The organism is Bradyrhizobium sp. (assembly GCF_036009065.1).
In the GTDB taxonomy this organism is placed as follows: Bacteria; Pseudomonadota; Alphaproteobacteria; order Rhizobiales; family Xanthobacteraceae; genus Bradyrhizobium.
The window spans coordinates 1-14588 of record NZ_DASYMN010000118.1; the positions used below are offsets into that span (position 1 = coordinate 1).

The 14588-nt window shown below is 60.5% G+C and carries 12 protein-coding genes; 8 read left to right on the top strand and 4 right to left on the bottom strand.

Annotated elements, in window-relative coordinates; translation table 11 throughout:
- From VGP39_RS07620 to VGP39_RS07630, 3 genes are all read left to right on the top strand, one after another.
- Positions 1-281 (top strand): outer-membrane lipoprotein carrier protein LolA (locus VGP39_RS07620; protein ID WP_327567496.1); only part of this gene is annotated, 281 nt, incomplete at its 5' end.
- Positions 282-500: 219 nt separating this feature from the next.
- A complete protein-coding gene (locus VGP39_RS07625) occupies positions 501-1838 on the top strand; it encodes a tetratricopeptide repeat protein (RefSeq protein ID WP_327567507.1) in 1338 nt (445 codons plus the stop codon).
- A gap of 19 nt (positions 1839-1857) precedes the next feature.
- Positions 1858-3513 carry a FecR domain-containing protein gene (locus VGP39_RS07630; protein ID WP_327567497.1) on the top strand — a complete coding sequence of 552 codons (1656 nt, stop codon included), beginning with the start codon at positions 1858-1860 and terminating at the stop codon, positions 3511-3513.
- A gap of 40 nt (positions 3514-3553) precedes the next feature.
- Here the strand turns inward: VGP39_RS07630 and VGP39_RS07635 are convergent, their stop codons facing one another.
- Complete coding sequence (locus VGP39_RS07635) at positions 3554-4324, bottom strand: MlaD family protein (protein ID WP_327567498.1); 771 nt, start codon at positions 4322-4324, stop codon at positions 3554-3556.
- 206 nt (positions 4325-4530) lie between these two features.
- Between VGP39_RS07635 and VGP39_RS07640 the strand changes: the two genes are divergently transcribed.
- Positions 4531-5346, top strand: a complete 816-nt coding sequence (locus VGP39_RS07640) for an exodeoxyribonuclease III (protein WP_327567499.1) — start codon at positions 4531-4533, stop codon at positions 5344-5346.
- 150 nt (positions 5347-5496) lie between these two features.
- Here VGP39_RS07640 and VGP39_RS07645 read toward each other — a convergent pair whose 3' ends face one another.
- Together VGP39_RS07645 and VGP39_RS07650 are read right to left on the bottom strand one after the other, a co-directional pair.
- The gene (locus tag VGP39_RS07645; RefSeq protein WP_327567500.1) at positions 5497-5946 is read right to left on the bottom strand and encodes a cyclic nucleotide-binding domain-containing protein; all 450 of its coding nucleotides are present in this window, start codon (positions 5944-5946) and stop codon (positions 5497-5499) included.
- 62 nt (positions 5947-6008) lie between these two features.
- The gene (locus tag VGP39_RS07650; RefSeq protein WP_327567501.1) at positions 6009-6695 is read right to left on the bottom strand and encodes a response regulator transcription factor; all 687 of its coding nucleotides are present in this window, start codon (positions 6693-6695) and stop codon (positions 6009-6011) included.
- A gap of 207 nt (positions 6696-6902) precedes the next feature.
- On the opposite strand from VGP39_RS07650, the gene VGP39_RS07655 reads away from it, so the two are divergent.
- Positions 6903-7472 (top strand): L,D-transpeptidase family protein, encoded by a 570-nt coding sequence (locus VGP39_RS07655; protein ID WP_327567502.1) that lies wholly within the window; start codon positions 6903-6905, stop codon positions 7470-7472.
- A gap of 303 nt (positions 7473-7775) precedes the next feature.
- Here VGP39_RS07655 and VGP39_RS07660 read toward each other — a convergent pair whose 3' ends face one another.
- On the bottom strand, positions 7776-8465 hold the full coding sequence (locus VGP39_RS07660; RefSeq protein ID WP_327567503.1) for a YggS family pyridoxal phosphate-dependent enzyme: 690 nt from the start codon (positions 8463-8465) through the stop codon (positions 7776-7778).
- Between the two features lie 102 nt (positions 8466-8567).
- On the opposite strand from VGP39_RS07660, the gene VGP39_RS07665 reads away from it, so the two are divergent.
- The 3 genes from VGP39_RS07665 to VGP39_RS07675 form a co-directional block, all read left to right on the top strand.
- Positions 8568-10268, top strand: a complete 1701-nt coding sequence (locus VGP39_RS07665; protein WP_327567504.1) for a diguanylate cyclase domain-containing protein — start codon at positions 8568-8570, stop codon at positions 10266-10268.
- Positions 10269-10480: 212 nt separating this feature from the next.
- On the top strand, positions 10481-13819 hold the full coding sequence (locus VGP39_RS07670) for a type ISP restriction/modification enzyme (protein WP_327567505.1): 3339 nt from the start codon (positions 10481-10483) through the stop codon (positions 13817-13819).
- A gap of 53 nt (positions 13820-13872) precedes the next feature.
- Positions 13873-14588 (top strand): class I tRNA ligase family protein (locus VGP39_RS07675; protein WP_327567506.1); only part of this gene is annotated, 716 nt, incomplete at its 3' end.

Genomic DNA, 14588 nt, shown 5'->3' on the forward strand with positions numbered 1-14588 from the left:
TGTCGGACCGCATCGACCTGATGAAGGACACCAACGTCGTCAACGTCAGCGCCGACGACCAGTTCATCAGCATCACCATCGAGGAGAAGAGCGCGATCATCGGCACCAGCCGGCTGATGCTGATGATGGGCGCCAAGGACAACCAGCTCAAGCAGTGGACCGTGACCGACCCGCAGGGCTACGACACCACGGTGGCGGTGTACAATCTCGACACCTCGAAGAAGCTCGATCCCGGCCTGTTCAAGATCGATTTCACGAACTATCAGACGCCCCCGGGGTGACGATCCTTCTCCCCAGCGCGCAACATCCGCAATACCGGACGATTCTCCGCGTGTGACTTAAAAGTTACGCATCGCGGAAAACCCCGCGCGCGCCCTTGGCCATGCTTCATTTTCCGGGAGCATTGGCTAAGCTGATCGCCATCATCTCACGGAAATCCTTTTCATTCCGCGCAGACGGAAACGGGTTTCCGCCAGCAATCTGGGGCGGGCGTGAAGTTCATTTCAGCGCTAAAGGCAACGACCGGCTGCGCGCTTGCGAGCCTGGCTTTTTTTTCGGGCGCCGCCGCGCAGCAACCCACCGGCGCGGCCGTCATCGGCACGTCGGTCGTTCGGTTCGACTACGACGCGCTGTTTCAGCAAATGTACAAAAGCCCCTCCAATCTCGAGGTGAGCTTCAAGTTTGCCGAACAGGCAGTGGCCCGCGGCGATTATGAAGCCGCTATCGGCGCGCTTGAGCGGATGCTGTTTTTCAATCCCGACCTTCCGCGCGTGAAGCTTGAACTCGGCGTTCTCTATTTCAAGCTCGGCTCTTACGAACTGGCACGCGGCTATTTTCAGGAGGCGTTGAAGTCGGGCGCTCCGGACGAAATTCGCGGACAGGTCCAGGCCTATCTGGCGGAGATCGATCGCCGGCTCGCAAAATACGAGTACAACGTCTTCTTCCATGCAGGCCTGCGGTACCAGACCAATGCCAACATCGGACCTGACGGCCTGATGGTGCGTGCACTCGGCCAAGACGCCATTCTCGACAACAAATTCGGCAAGAAGCCGGACTGGAATTCCTTCCAGATTTTGGCCGCGAACTATGCCTACAAGACCAATATGCGCGGCGACGCGGTCGAGGCAACCTTCGTCGGGCTGAATTCACGTCAGTTCATGATCGATCAGTTCAATCTGGGTGTCGTCGAGCTTCTGGTCGGACCGCGCATCGCGCTGGGCCAGAACGCTTCGTTTAAATTTTACGGTATTGGCGACCAGGTCTGGCTTGGAGACGCGAATTATTTCAATGCCGGAGGCGCCGGCGTGTCGGCGCGCTCGGCCATCGGCAGCATCGGCCAGATCGAAGGTTACGTCGAAGGCCGTTATCGAAACTTCTCCAATTCGCTGAACTATCCGACCGCAAGTCAACAGACCGGGGGGCTGCTGACCTCGGCGGTCACCACCGATTTCGTTCTGATGCCGGGATTGCACTGGGTGGCGCGCGCCGGCTACGACGAGAACCGCGCGATTTTCGATTACAACAGCTACCGGCGTTACTCGCTCGACGTGGCGTTTCCTTTCGAGTTCGCCCTTTCGCTGTTCGGCACGCCGCATCAGTTTGTGGTCGCACCGACGGTGGGCTACAGCTGGGCGAATTACATAACCCCCAATGCCATCATCGATCCGCTGACGATCCGCCGCGACAGGGAACAGCGCTACGGCGCGATTTTCGACGCGCAACTCATCAACAATGTCGGCTTAAGGACGCAAATCCAGTACTCGAAGATCGACTCCAGCCTGCCGAACTTTACGACATCGAATTTTTCGATCGGCTTCGGGCCGACGCTGCGGTTCTGAGGGTTTAGCGATGCCAGTCATGACCAGACTCCTGACCTTGAAGATGGCCGTCGCCCTGGCCACGGCCGCGCCGCTGAGCGCTCCGGCGTTCTCCGCGCAGGTCGGCACCGCCTCGGCCGTCAATCCTGCCGCGACGGTGAATCTGCGCACCATCACCATCGGATCGTCGATCGCTCACATGGAACGCATCCGCACCACGGCGAGCGGTTCGGTGCAGGTCCTGTTCATCGACAAGACATCGATGACCGTCGGACCGAACAGCGAAGTGACGATAGACGAGTACGTGTTCGATCCAAAAGCCGGCACCGGCAGTCTCGCCGCGACCGTGGGCAAAGGCGCGATGCGCTTCGTCGGCGGCCTGATCAGCCATAACGGCAATGCGGAGATCAAGACCCGCACCGCGACGCTCGGCATTCGCGGCGGCGTCGCCATCGTGAACGGGCCAAGCGTTTACGCGGGATACGGTTCAACGTCGGTCACATCCGGTGGCGTCACCGTCACGCTTGGCGCCAACGAGTATACGCAAACCGGGAGCGGAGTTCCGACGCCGCCCGGACCACCGCCGCCCGGCTTTGTGACAAGCATGCTTCAACTCTTCCAAAGCGCCGGCGGACAAACCGGCGGCGTTGCGCCGGGAACGGCATCGCGAGGCAATGTTGCGGCAGCCGAGCGTCGCGCGACGGGATCGGCGGCATCGGTCGCCGGCCCACTGACGCCAACGCCGGCCCCCGTGCCTGCGAATGTGCAGACGGCGACGACCAACACAAACCTCAACCAGACGATCCAGACCTCGGCACAGACGACCGCCGCCGCGCAGACCGTCGTCGAGCAGCGGCCCACCATCGATCCGCGTCCATCGGTGACGCTGGGCGGCTTCGTCGGCGGATTTTACCACCGCGATGTCATTGAGGTGGACAACCAGGCGATCTTCGGCACTTCGCAAGTCGTGCTGGACGCCGCCGGCAACCGCGTTCAGGCGAACTTCACGTCGTTCGGCAATACCAAAGACACGTTTCAGTTCGGATCGACGGATCCGATGGACCCGACAGCCAGCATCTATGCCGACTACAACAATTTTTCAGCGCAAGCCAAGCGAGGCGCTACCTTCAATACCATCCCCTATGACGGCGAACTGATCAATGTGTCCCCCGACGCCACACGCCAACTGGCGACGAATCTCGGCAAACCAGACCTGACGGTCTGTCGATGCGATTACACGCGCTGGGGATTCTGGTCGGTCCACGCGACCAGCACCAACGAGTCGATTTTCGGTCTATGGGTGGCAGGGCGTCCGGCGCAGGCCAGCGACGTGCCGGTCACCGGTACCGCGACCTATATCGGCCAGGTCGTCGCCAATGTCGGAAGCAGCAGGGCGAACGACGTAAGGGTTGTGGCGGGCAATTTCTCGAATGAAGTCAATTTCGGCACGCGAACCGGCGCCGTTGCCGTGACCGGCCTCGACAATACCAATTATTCGGGAACGGTTGCGCTTCAGGGCAACACCTCCAATTTCAGCGGCGCGCTCGCCGGCAATGCCGGCAACCGGCAAATGGGCCTGATCGGCAGCTTCTATCGCTCGCCCACCTCCCCGGTCGGAGAGATGGGCGGAACTGTCGCTATCCAAGGCACCAATTACGTCGGCGGCGGCGTCTTCACCGCGGCTGCCCGGCGCTAACGCCGACTGGCGACCGCCGCTTGCCGCAACGTCGCAGCAGCTACCGCCGCGGTCCGCCGAACTTGTTAATCGACGCGCTGATCTCGCCCAGCATTTTCCGGCTGTCGGCCATCACGGCCGCCGATTTCTTGGAGAAGCTTTGCGCCAGTTCGCGAACCGACTGCACGGCGGGGAGCAATTCGCCGAAATCGACGCTGCCGACGCCGGTCAACAATTCGTCGGTCTTGGCAAGGCCAAGGCTCACCGTGCCGACGCCGCTGTCCGCGCGCCGCACCAGATGATCGAGCTTCTCGCCATTGGCCGCCAGCGACGCCGTGAACGCCTGAAGATTGCGCATCGTCGCTTTCAGATCGGCCTGATTGTCGGCGATCACCTTGTCGACGTTGCGCAGCGCCGCTTTTATCCTGGTCTCGACGTCCTGCGTCGCCTCCGGGTCGGCAATCAGAATCGGAATGCCGTCCTGATCCAGCGGAACGGGAGGCGCCTCCGGCGAGCCGCCGATCAGCGACAGCGCCGCGACGCCGGTCAGTCCCTGAAATTCGAGGCCCGCCAGCGTATCCTTGCGGACCGGCGCGGTGTTGTCGATCATGGCGAGCGCGACCACCCGGCGCGGATTGTCGAGCTTCAGCGACATCACCTCGCCGACCCGAATGCCGCCGAAATTGACGCTGCCGCCCTTGTGCAGGCCGGACGCCGAGCCTTCAAAAATGACGCGCAGCGGGATGCGCTGCTTGGTGCTGACGAATTTCCGGTAACCCAGCACGCCACCGAGCGACCCGGCGATCAACGCCAGGGTCAGGGAGCCGATCATCAGGTGACTCATCCGCGGCTTCATCGAGGAATCCAGGCTACTTAGTTCGCTTGAGAAATAGCGGATTTTCGGCCGGTAGTCACGATATCCAGCGGGCCCGGGCCGCAGCGTCATACGCGGGCTTGACCCGCGTATCCATCCATCTTCAAAGGAGGGACCGCCGGTCAAGCCCGGCGGTGACACACAAAGGCCCGCAAATTCACTCCATGCAATTCACCCTGACCACCTGGAACATCAACTCCGTTCGCCTGCGCATCAACCTGGTCGCCAAGTTCATCAAGGCGGTGCGGCCGGATGTGCTGTGCCAGCAGGAGACAAAATGCCCCGACGATGCGTTTCCGCTAAAACGCTTCAAGCGGCTCGGCTACGAACACGTCGCGCTGAACGGCCAGAAGGGCTATCACGGCGTCGCGGTGATCTCGCGGCTGCCGTTCGACACCACCGATATCCGCACTTTCTGCGACAAGATCGATTCGCGCCACATTTCGGTTGCCTTCGGCGACAAGGCGCGGCTGCAAAAGCCGCTGGTGCTGCATAATTTCTATGTGCCGGCCGGCGGCGACATTCCGGACCCTAAGCTCAATCCGAAGTTCGAGCACAAGCTGCAATTCCTTGACGAGATGAGAGCGTGCGAGCCGCTGCATCCGCGCGGCGAGGAGCGGCATGTCCTGGTCGGCGACCTCAACGTCGCGCCGCACGAGCATGACGTGTGGTCGCACCGGCAATTATTGAAGGTGGTGTCGCACACCCCGATCGAATGCGAAAAGCTGCTGGCGGCCCAGGCGCAGGGCGACTGGATCGATGTCGCGCGCGCCAAAATTCCGCTGTCGGAAAAAGTCTACACTTGGTGGAGTTATCGCGCCGCCGACTGGACATTGGCCGACCGCGGTCGCCGGCTCGACCACATCTGGGTCTCCCGCGCGCTCGGCGAATGCGTCCGCGATTTTCGGATCACGCGCGACGCCCGCGGCTGGGAGCGGCCATCGGATCATGTCCCGGTGACGGCGGTGCTGGAGGTGTAGGCTTCGCGCGTTGCCTTTCCACGAGTCGTCCCGGCGAAGGCCGGGACCCATACGCCGTGTGCTATCGTTTTAGCCCTTGAGCAAAGGCCTTCTGCAACAAGCGAGGCCAGGGGTTATGGGTCCCGGCCTTCGCCGGGACGACAGGGAAACTCAAATACTCAGCTTCGCGCCCGCCATCAAAATATCGCTGGCGATCTGGCTGGTGCGGCCGGCGAGGTCGTCGCGCAGGCGGCGGGCGGCGGCGGGGTCGCTTTCCAGCACACGAGAGAACATCGTGCGTCCGAGCCGGATCACGGTGGAGAATTCCAGCGAGATCGCGGTGGCCGGCCGCTGCATCGGAACGATCAGCGCCAGCTCGCCGATCAGCGCGCCGGGGCCGGCGATGGTCTCGGCGCTGCTGCCGTCGTCCAACGTGACGCGGAATGCGCCGCGCTGCACGACGTAGCCGCAGTCGGCCTCCTCGCCGATCCGGAACAGCGCGTCGCCGCGGGCAAATTCGCGATGCTCGGAGCCGATCGCCAGCACGCGCAAGGCTTCCCGCCCCAACAGGCGCAGTGTCGGGACGCGCTCCAGCAGGGCAACATCATCTTCGATCGACATGGAAAACCGGGTGATCGGGACGCGCTGAAAATGCCATTACGAATCGATTAAAACGAATCGTATCACGGCACCAGCTTGTAGCCACCGGCTTCCGTCACCAGAATCTCGGGCGTGGCGGCGTCCTTCTCGATCTTCTGGCGCAGCCGGTAGATGTGGGTTTCCAGGGTGTGGGTGGTGACGCCGGAGTTGTAGCCCCAGACTTCCTGCAGCAGCGTCTCGCGCGACACCGGCATCTGGCCGGCGCGGTACAGGAATCTCAAGATGGCGGTTTCCTTCTCGGTCAGCCGCACCTTCTTGGCGTTGGCGCCGGTCAGCATCTTGGAGCCCGGCCGGAAGCTGTAGGGCCCCACAGAAAACACCGCGTCCTCGCTGGCTTCGTGCTGGCGCAGCTGGGCGCGGATCCGCGCCAGCAGCACCGCGAAGCGGAACGGCTTTGCCACATAGTCATTGGCGCCGGATTCCAGCCCGAGGATGGTGTCCGAATCGGTATCGTGCCCGGTGAGCATGATGATCGGGGCCTTGAAACCGCCCTTGCGTAAAGACCGCACCACTTCGCGCCCATCGGTGTCCGGCAGTCCGACATCCATCAGCACCAGATCGGGCGAATTGATTTTCGCGGCGCTGGCGCCCTTGGCGCCGGTATCGACCGCGGAGGCCTCGAATTCCTCGTGCAGCGACAGCTGCTCCACCAGCGCATCGCGCAGATCGTTGTCGTCATCCACGATCAGGATCTTGCGGGCATTGGCCATTGCGTACAATCCTTAATGGAGGCGGGATTCGCGGGAGCGCGTCTGGTTCGCCTGAGCTAGTTTCGTTCTGAGATAGGAACCCGTTACCGATTCACAAAGCGAAGCCGGTACTCTAGCGCAAAACCGGCAGCTTTTTTGATGAATGTCCTGTAATGGCGCGAAATAGGGCATTTGCGCGTCCGCGTGGGGCCAGAATTCCGTATTGGCATGAGAAATACAGGTATTTCAAACGCTTATCATACGAATCGGGCAACCCGGCCGCTCTCTTCCGTGATGGTTCGCGCCGCGGCAGGTCAGCGTAGCCGCGGCTGGCTGATCGCCGGGGGCCAGATCATCCCGGTCGCGCTCGGGCGCGGCGGCATCAGGGCCAACAAGCGCGAAGGCGATGGCGGCACGCCAAAGGGCACATTCCGGCCACGGCAGGTGTGGTGGCGCGCGGACCGCCATCCCCGGCCGTCGACGTTTCTCCCGGTCCGCGCGACCGGCCCGCAGGACGCCTGGTGCGAGGATCCGTCGAGCCGGCACTACAACCGGCCGCTGCGGCTCGCGGCAAAGGACGGCGGCGACCGGCTGAGGCGCGACGATCATCTCTACGATTTCATCATCGAGATCGATCACAACACCCACCCGCGCATCGCCGGCCGCGGCAGCGCGGTGTTCTTGCATCTGGCGCGCCACGATTTTTCACCGACCGCCGGATGCGTGTCGATGACGAAGGCGGCGATGCTGCGATTGCTCAAGCGGATCGGGCCGGAGACGAAGATCGTGATTGGATGACTGGGCTCGCTCTTCATGCGCCGTCATCCTGAGGTGCTCGCCGTTCTTTACGGCGAGCCTCGAAGGATGCGGACACACACACCTTGCGGCCATCCTTCGAGACGCCGCGCAAGGGCGCGGCTCCTCTGGATGACGGCTGAATGTGTAGCGCGACTTTGCAACATATTCTGCGTCATCCCCGCGAAGGCGGGGACCCATACGCCGTGTGTTATCGTTTTAGTACTGGAGCAAAGGCCTTCCGCTAACAAGCGATGCCAGGGGTTATGGGTCCCCGCCTTCGCGGGGACGACGCGAGTATTTTCTCTATCTTGCCCCGAAGATCGCCGAGCCCACCCGCACATGGGTCGCGCCGAGCTGGATCGCAATGGCAAAATCGGCGCTCATGCCCATCGACAGGTTCGTCAGGCCGTTGCGTGCGGCGATCTTGGCGGTCAGTGCGAAATGCGGCGCCGGGGCGTCGTCCAGCGGCGGGATGCACATCAACCCGGAAATCGTCAGCCCGTAATGATCGCGGCAGCGGGCGATGAACGCGTCGGCCTCGGCGGGCGCGACGCCCGCCTTCTGCGGCTCCTCGCCGGTGTTGAGCTGGACGAACAGATCCGGCGCGCGCTGCTGCAAATTGATCTCTCTGGCCAATGCTTCGCAAATGCTCGGCCGGTCCACCGAATGAATGGCGTCGAACAGGGCGACCGCGTCTTTCGCCTTGTTGGATTGCAGCGGCCCGATCAGATGCAGCTTAAGCCCGGGATGCGCCGAAATCAGCCCCGGCCATTTCGCTCTGGCCTCCTGCACGCGGTTTTCGCCGAAGGCGCGCTGTCCGGCGGCGATCACCGGCGCGATCGCTCTGGCATCGAAGGTTTTCGATACCGCGATCAGCGTCACCGAGGAACGCTCCCGGCGCGATTCGGTACAGGCGCGGGCGATATCGCGCTCAACGACGTCGAGTCCGTTTGGTAAAGGCGAGGTTACCGGCGCGCCGTTCTCGTTTGCCATGTCATCCAGTTGCAAAGTTTTAAGATCGTTCGAATTTTACCCGATCCGGGAAAGGCTTCTTGAACCCTTGCCCGTACTTATACGGGGGGTAGGGGAGCTGTGATGTCGAGCGTCAGTTTCAACCGCAACCGGGCCAAACTCAAGGCGCTGTTCGGAATCCGCGCGCGGCTGGCCTTGCTGGCGCTGATCCTGGCGGGGCCCTTGATGCTGGAACGCGTGCGTTCGCTCGAGGACACCCGCGCCAAGCAGGTCGCCGCCGCATCCCAGGAATTCGCCAACCTCGCCCAGCACAGCGCCGACGCGCAGCGCGAAGTGATCTCCTCGGTCGAGGCGATGCTGAAATCGGCCGCCTATATCCGCGCCTCCGCCGGCGGCGTCGGCAAGAGCTGCCTGATCCTGCGCGCCAGCCTGACGGTCGACCTGCCATGGATCAGAAGCATGTCGATCGTCGGCAAGGACGGCCGGGTGCAATGTTCGACCTTGAACGGCCTGGTCGGCGTCGATCTCAGCGACCGGCCCTATTTCAAGAAGATGCAGGAGACCCGCGGCTTCGTCCTCAGCGACTACCTGTTCGGCCGGGCGTCCAAGCAGCCGACCATCGTCGCCGCCTATCCGGTGGCCGCGGTCGATCAGGACGAAGACGCCTTCGTCATCGCCACCGTCAACCTCGACTGGATGTCGATGGCCATGAGCAATCTCGGCGGCCGGCCGGGTGTGTCGGCCGTGCTGGTCGACAGCGCCGGCACCGTGCTGGCGGCGCCTCCGGATCAGGCCAGCATGATCGGCCGTTCGCTGAAGCAGCTGCCGCTGCTGTCGGTGGTCGCCGACCAGGCGCTTGGTTCAGACCAGAACAAGGGATCGGTCTCGTTCACCTCCGCCGACGGCGCCAAGCGCACCGCCTCGTTCGCGCGCATTTCCGGCACCGATTCCCGCCTGATCGTTTCGATCGATGAAACCAAGGTTTCCGCGAGCATCAACCGCGACATCAAGTCGGCTTATTTTCAGCTCGGCTTCGTCTGCCTGCTGGTGCTGCTCGGCGCGCTGATCGCGGCTGAAAAACTCATCATCCAGCCGATCGAGATCATGGCGGGCATCGCCAAACGATACGGCCAGGGCGACTGGTCGGTGCGCGCCACCCGCAAGGGACTGCCCGCGGAGTTCGTGCCGCTGGCGCGCTCGCTCAACGCCATGGCAGCCCAGCTTTGCCAGCGCGAACGCGAACTGGTCGCCACCAATGACCGCCTCACCGTGATCGCCTCGATCGACATGCTGTCGGGCCTCGCCAACCGCCGCGGTTTCCAGAGCCGGCTCGATTTCGAATGGCTGAAGGCGCAGCAGTCCTCAAGCGAAATGGCGCTGCTGATGATCGACGTCGATCATTTCAAGCTCTACAACGACACCTATGGCCACCCCGAAGGCGACGTCTGTCTGTCCCGACTCGGCGAGGCGCTGGCCGCCATCGCCGACGAGACCGGCGGCTTTGCCGGGCGCTATGGCGGCGAGGAATTCTGCCTGCTGCTGCCGCATTTCAACGCCGCCCGCGCGCGTGCCGCCGGCGAAATGGTCCGCGCCGCGGTCCAGGATCTCGGCATGCCGCACGCCACCAGCGCCTATCAATACGTCACCGTCTCGGTCGGCGTCGCGTGCACCACCCCCAGCGACGTGCAGGCGCCAAAGGACCTGATCGAGGCGGCGGACGCGGCGCTGTATGCCGCCAAGCACCGCGGAAGGAATGCGGTGGTCGAGCACGGGCTGGTGCGGGCGGGGGATGCGGGGGCGGATGGAATGAAGATGGTGGGGTGAGGTGTCAAGCCGTTGACCCCGCGGTCGCTTTTATGCCCTAGTCCGCCGTCCTTTGGTCGGCCCGACCACATAAAAGCCCGCGTTTCCATGAACACCGAACGCTACAACGTACGCGAATCCAAACCGCGCTGGCAACGGCGGTGGGATGATGTGTTGTCCAAGGGCGCTTCGATATCCGTCGAGGTCGGCGAGAGTGCTGTGGGATGGTGCTCATGATCATTACAGCACTCGAAACATTTGCGGACTTGCTGAAATCGAAATTTACTCTTCCGGGTTCGGCTTCGCCGGAGGACCAACTAAAGGCCCCAGTTGCGACTGCCATCGAAACAGCAGGAAGCACTTTCGGGTTAGCCGTTTCAAGTCGAACCGAAGCCCACTTGACAGACCACAGGGTCCGCCCTGACGTTGCAATATACGTAGGGGGCTTGATTTGCGGCTATATCGAGTTGAAGGCACCGGGTCTGGGCGCGAACGCACCAAAGCTAAAGGGCAAGCACAACAAGGAGCAATGGGAAAAGCTCAAGGGTCTACCCAACCTAATTTACACAGATGGTAGAGAATGGTCTCTCTATCGCGATGGCGAGAGAAAAGGAGCAATCGTTCGGTTCGACGACGATCCAACCGACGCAGGCAAGACGGCGATTAGCACTGAAAATGCCGATAACTTTGAAGGGTTGATTCGCGAGTTTCTTTTTTGGAAGCCAATCGTACCGCACAAGCCCGCCGGGCTTGCGAATTATCTTGCGCCTTTAACTCGTTTTTTGCGGAGTGAGGTGGAGATTGCACTTAGCACCAGCGGTTCCAATGTTGGGCTCCTTGCCACCGAATGGAGGCAATATTTTTTTCCAGAAGCTGATAACGCGCAGTTTGCTGATGCGTATGCGCAGACAGTCACTTACGCGATGCTGCTTGCGCGTCTCTCTGGCGCGATCAACCTTGCGCCAACTGAAGCAGCCAAGACCCTCGACAAAGACAATGGTCTTTTGGCGCGTGCGCTGGAGCTTCTAGGGCAGCCGGGAGCACGTGATGAGTTGCGGGTAGGCTTTGAATTGTTGCAGCGCTCTCTCGAGGCCCTGGACCCGATAGAATTCCTAAAGAGCAAGCCGGACCTTTGGCTGTATTTTTACGAAGATTTTCTCGCGGCCTATGATCGAAAATTACGTAATGACTACGGCGTCTACTACACTCCTCGCGAGGTTGTTGAATTGCAAGTCCGGCTCGCAAGTGAACTCCTTGAAAACGAGTTCGGCAAAAAGCTCGGGTTTGCTGATGACGGTGTTGTTTTTCTGGACCCTGCGGTAGGTACCGGCACCTACCTTGTCGCAACTGTAAAACACGCGTTGGAAAAGGTGAAAGCCTACTCGGGCGAAGGTGCTGTTTCTGCGCGCGCATCGCAGATGGCCAAGAACATGTACGGATTCGAGATTCTTGTCGGCCCTTATGCCGTCGCTCATTTGCGGCTCAAGCAAGCGCTAGAAGGCGCAATGAACGAAGAAAAACAGAAGGAAGAACAGCCAAGTCTTTTGGGAGAACGGCTTAAAATTTATCTAGCAGATACGCTAGCCAGTCCAAATAAGGCTCCGCCTGGCGGACTTGACCTTACCCATAAGGCGCTAACTCAAGAGCACGAAGCCGCTCGAAAGCTCAAGCAGGGCGGCGATATTCTTGTGTGCATCGGCAATCCACCCTACGACCGTCAGAATATCGAAGAAGGAGACACCCGCACGCAACGAAAGGGCGATTGGGTGCGGTTTGGCGATCAGGTCCAAGGCGGCGCGAAACAAGAAGAGCAGGGAGAGCGTCCCATCCTCACCGATTTCACCGAGCCTGCGACAAAGGCCGGCGCAGGAGTGCATCTGAAGAATTTGTACAACGACTATATTTATTTCTGGCGTTGGGCGCTTTGGCGGCTATTCGAGCAGCAGAACTGTGGCGGTATCGTTACGTTCATTACTGCCTCAAGCTATTTAGCTGGTCCCGGATTTGTTGGCGTACGCGAGATGATGCGTCGCACTTTTGATGATCTTTGGATCCTCGATCTCGGTGGCGATAATCTTGGCACGCGCAAGACGCCAAACGTCTTCAATATCCAAACGCCGGTCGCGATTGCAATTGGCATCCGTAGCAATACGAAATCATCAAATACCCCCGCACGAGTTCGGTACGCCAAGATAGGCGGGGTTACACGTGAAGATAAATTATCTGTTCTTGAGGCCATCGATTCGCTAGCATCCGTCGTTTGGACAGACTGTCCGAATGATTGGCATAAGCCGTTTTTGCCTATCGGCGACGGAGACTATTTTGATTGGCCTCAAATAAGAGACATTTTCCCATGGGCACATACCGGCGCGCAATTTCAGAGAACTTGGCCTATAGCCGAAGAAGCTGACGTCTTGGCAAAGAGATGGCAGGCATTGCTGGCATCCGACAACACTATGCGGGCTAAATTATTCAAAAATAGTCGAGACCGCGATATCGATTACCAATCCCGTGACGGCAGTTCCGGCGAACCTTTGGCCGATCTATCACCGACAAGCCCAATGCCTGTCAACAGACCCTATTCGTTTAGATCTTATGACTTGCACCACGCAATTATTGATACTCGTGTAGGTGACTACATTCGTTTTCCTCTTATCAAAAGCGAAAGCGACAGCCAGATTTTTTTATGCAGCCTGATTACTGAGGCTCTTGGACACGGGCAGGCAGGAATGGTTGCTGCTCACCTCCCCGATTTGAACTTTTTTCATGGCCGCCACGGCATGGTCATGCCGCTGTATCGAGATGCGGGCGCCGCTGAGCCAAATGTTACTGGCGGCTTGCTTGGACAGATTTCCGCAATGTATGAATCGCCTGTGAATGCGGAGGATCTTGTCGCTTACGTCTATGCTCTTTTTGGCGGTCAATCGTACACATCTCGGTTTTGGAACGAGCTTGAAACGCCGGGCCCCCGCGTTCCCTTGACCACAGATGCTGCAACTTTCGCAACCACTGCGACGTTGGGCCGCCGTCTAATCTGGCTGCATACATATGCTGAGCGATTCCGCGGACAGGGCCGTGACGATTCGATTCCACCTGGTTCCGCGAAAAATGTCAAAGCCGTTTCAAGCAACACTACGAAATATCCCGTCGACTACACATATGACTTAGAAAAGCGCGAGGTATGCGTCGGTGATGGCCGCTTCGGTCCTGTCAAACCGGAGGTCTGGGAATTTGAAGTATCCGGTTTGAAGGTCGTTCAGTCTTGGCTTGGCTATCGGATGAAGGTTCGGGCGGGCAAAAAATCCTCGCCCTTGGACGACATTCGACCCGCGAGCTGGACACCGCGCATGACCGACGAGTTTCTGAAACTACTGTGGGTTCTCGAAGCGTCGCTCGCAATGGAGCCGGAATTAGTTGCTGCTCTCGATAAAGTCGTAGCTGGCGAGTGCTTTCGGGCAATAGACTTACCTCAACCCACCGATGCCGAGAGAAAGGCTCCGGCGCCCAAAGTGGAGTCTGGATCCCTGCTTTCCCTCATGGGAGGAGACTCGTCGGATGAGGGTGAAGACTGATCGATTGTAAGTAAACCGCAATGTCTACGCTTATCTAGATTTCCAGGATTCTAATGACCTCTTCACGCTACAACGCCCGTGAATCCGAGCCGCGCTGGCAGCGCGAATGGGACGAGCAGGGCATCTTCGCCACCAGGAACGACGACCCCCGCGAAAAATACTACGTGCTGGAGATGTTCCCGTATCCCTCCGGGCGCATCCATATCGGGCATGTCAGGAACTACACGCTGGGCGACGTGATCGCGCGCTATATGCGGGCGCGCGGCTATAACGTGCTGCATCCGATGGGCTGGGATGCGTTCGGGCTGCCGGCGGAGAATGCCGCGATGGAGCGCAAGGTGGCGCCGAAGGCGTGGACCTACGACAACATTGCGGCGATGAAGAAGCAGCTGAAATCGATCGGGCTGTCGCTGGACTGGTCACGCGAATTCGCGACCTGCGATCCCGGCTACTACAAGCATCAGCAAAAACTGTTTCTCGATTTCCTGAAAGCGGGCCTTGCCGAGCGCGAACAGCGCAAGCTGAACTGGGATCCGGTCGACATGACCGTGCTCGCCAACGAGCAGGTGATCGACGGCCGCGGCTGGCGCTCGGGCGCCGTGGTCGAGCAGCGCGAGATGAACCAGTGGGTGTTCAAGATCACCAAATATGCGCAGGAGCTGCTCGACGCGCTGGATACGCTCGACCGCTGGCCCGACAAGGTGCGGCTGATGCAGCGCAACTGGATCGGGCGCAGCGAAGGCATGCTGGTGCGCTTCGCGCTCGATCC

What these genes read in the sequence shown, in the direction of transcription:
- VGP39_RS07630 (WP_327567497.1), top strand. Translation starts at nt 1,858, where the DNA reads ATGACCAGACTCCTGACCTTGAAGATGGCCGTCGCCCTGGCCACGGCC.
- VGP39_RS07660 (WP_327567503.1), bottom strand. Translation starts at nt 8,465, where the DNA reads ATGGCAAACGAGAACGGCGCGCCGGTAACCTCGCCTTTACCAAACGGA.
- VGP39_RS07635 (WP_327567498.1), bottom strand. Translation starts at nt 4,324, where the DNA reads ATGATCGGCTCCCTGACCCTGGCGTTGATCGCCGGGTCGCTCGGTGGC.
- VGP39_RS07645 (WP_327567500.1), bottom strand. Translation starts at nt 5,946, where the DNA reads ATGTCGATCGAAGATGATGTTGCCCTGCTGGAGCGCGTCCCGACACTG.
- VGP39_RS07655 (WP_327567502.1), top strand. Translation starts at nt 6,903, where the DNA reads ATGAGAAATACAGGTATTTCAAACGCTTATCATACGAATCGGGCAACC.
- VGP39_RS07665 (WP_327567504.1), top strand. Translation starts at nt 8,568, where the DNA reads ATGTCGAGCGTCAGTTTCAACCGCAACCGGGCCAAACTCAAGGCGCTG.
- VGP39_RS07670 (WP_327567505.1), top strand. Translation starts at nt 10,481, where the DNA reads ATGATCATTACAGCACTCGAAACATTTGCGGACTTGCTGAAATCGAAA.
- VGP39_RS07650 (WP_327567501.1), bottom strand. Translation starts at nt 6,695, where the DNA reads ATGGCCAATGCCCGCAAGATCCTGATCGTGGATGACGACAACGATCTG.
- VGP39_RS07640 (WP_327567499.1), top strand. Translation starts at nt 4,531, where the DNA reads ATGCAATTCACCCTGACCACCTGGAACATCAACTCCGTTCGCCTGCGC.